Origin of the sequence: uncultured Gimesia sp., from assembly GCF_937910335.1 — a bacterium.
Lineage (GTDB): Bacteria > Planctomycetota > Planctomycetia > Planctomycetales > Planctomycetaceae > Gimesia.
In genome coordinates, this window is sequence record NZ_CALEMX010000455.1 from 1 (window position 1) to 2217 (window position 2217).

Genomic DNA, 2217 nt, shown 5'->3' on the forward strand with positions numbered 1-2217 from the left:
CGGAATAGTTTTATATGAACTAGCTACACTCACACCTGCATTCCCATCGCAGAGCTCGACTGAAATCGTTGATCATATTTTGACTCAGGACCCAGTTCGCCCTCGAATGATCAATCACAAAATCCCCACTGACTTTGAGATGATCATATTGAATTGTATCGCAAAGCAAACCCAACAACGTTACCAGTCAGCAGAAGACCTCAGCATGGATCTGGTGCGATTTATAAATGGAAAAAAAGTCAAGCCTTGCGCAAAACCCCATCGTATTTTCAGTCGAAAATGGTTCGCGGCCTGGAAGCCGTAATCTGCGTAGGACTCAAACAATTGAAGCGAATGCATCTCTATTATTTCGGACGCCGTTTCCTGGGTGGAAAGAATTGTTCGTTCCCCGGCGGTCGATCTCCATTGCGTGGGGGAGGTTGCATGCCACGTGGTGGACGTTGCCTATCATGTGGTGGCTGGTTTCGATACTCTGCTCGTCGGTAGGTGTACCCTGGCCGGAGTTGCTGAATCTGCTTTTCGTATTGATCGAACTTCTCCGACATCAACCAATTCCCAACATCATCGTTTGTGTGTTCATAAATCCGCGCCAATTCATCGATCGCGTGGAGAAGCTCATCATAGAGAAATGCGGATTGAGGATGTGTTTTCAACTCCGTTTCCAATAGAAGAATTGCACTTTCCAAAAGACTGATGGCCTCTGTGCCATTTCCTTTTTTGTCTAACACCATTGCGAGTGATACTTGAATCTTTGCCAGCCATATTTTCATTTCAGGCGATTGTGGAAATTGAATCAGTAATTCTTTTTGTAACCGGAGGGCAGTTCTTAAAGAGAGCTCCGCTGCTTCATGTTGCTGCCGCGATTCATTAGAAGCACCACTCCTTTTTGCTAAAATATCTAATGCATAGGCCATCTTATTATGTGCATGGATCAGTGAGATCTTGTATTCGGGAATTGTGGGGTAATCTGAAACAAGACGAGTTGCGTGTTGAATTGCTTTTTTAAAACGTGTTATCAAAGCCTGATCAATCGCATCCGGCATCACATTTCGTATGTCAATTCCCTCGTAAGATTTCACCAGAGCCTGTCGATAGTCTGCAACAGTTGGTTGTTCATCAACCAAACTCTCAAGAATTTGATGAACTCGCTCCTGCTTCAGGTTATCATCCGGTAATAGTGGGATTCTTTCCGAAACCTGTTCCTGCAAACAGAGTGCTAATAAATATCGATATTCGGGTTGAGGTTTTGCTGAGCGAATCAATTGATCCAGTATTTCAATCGCTTGATTTAAGTGAAGGATTTCAGCCTCTTGAAGAACTCCATTTACAGGTGACAAGAGAGGTGCGGGAGCATTTTCTCCCACCTGCATTTGTTCCAGGCGTAGTTTGCGTGCCATCAAATAATAGGTACGTGCCAACTCAAAACGGAGCGAAGGTTGCTCTGAATTTATCTTGAGCGACTTTTGTAGTATTTGAATCGCCTGCTGATAGGAATTGTCCGCTTCCTGCTGTTGACGAAGATAGCGATAAATTCGACCAATTTCATTATAAACGGACGCGGTGATGAGGGCATTTGCTTTGTCCGGATTTTTCAGATACAGGTCAAGGGACTTTTGATACGCCTCTAATGCAGATTGATAATCTCCGAGTCGGCGATGAATGTCACCTACCTTGTGTTGTGCATTCGCAGCCTTAATTTGAAATTCGCGTTGTGATCCGGTCGACTCAGCTAATTGCTCATAATATTGTACCATCCCTGCCAACAATTCGGCTGACTCTCGCGACAGTACGGGTTCTGTATAGTCTACAGTTGAGTTGGTTTTATCCGACAAATCTGCACGACTCGGAACAAATCGATCAAAAACACGATCCAAGGCATTGACTGCCAACTGTGACGAAAACTCAACGCGTTTACGCTGCTGACGCTCTCTTTCAAATCCCACAGCCATGATGACTCCCAGTAGCATCACTAACATCATGGCAATACTTGACAATGTTGCGATGGCAGGATTTCTGCGACTCCAACGCCAAAGACGCTCGAAAGGAGTAATACGCCTTGCACGAATGGGGCAGTTATCCAGAAAACGATTCAAGTCTTCTGCCAATTCGCTCGCATTCTGATATCGATGATTTACATCGGGCGCGATTGCTTTGAGTACAATCGTTTCCAGATCTCGTGATAGTTTTGGATTGATACGTCTGAGTGGAGTAATCGAA

Annotated in this window: 1 protein-coding gene and 1 pseudogene; one reads left to right on the forward strand and one right to left on the reverse strand. The window is 44.7% G+C overall.

Annotated elements, in window-relative coordinates; all coding sequences use genetic code 11:
• A pseudogene (locus Q0668_RS18085) lies at positions 1–304 on the forward strand (serine/threonine protein kinase); the annotation flags it as partial.
• Between the two features lie 40 nt (positions 305–344).
• On the opposite strand, the gene Q0668_RS18090 reads toward Q0668_RS18085, so the two are convergent.
• Positions 345–2217: tetratricopeptide repeat protein (locus Q0668_RS18090; RefSeq protein ID WP_298867193.1), on the reverse strand; the 1873-nt coding region annotated here is incomplete at its 5' end.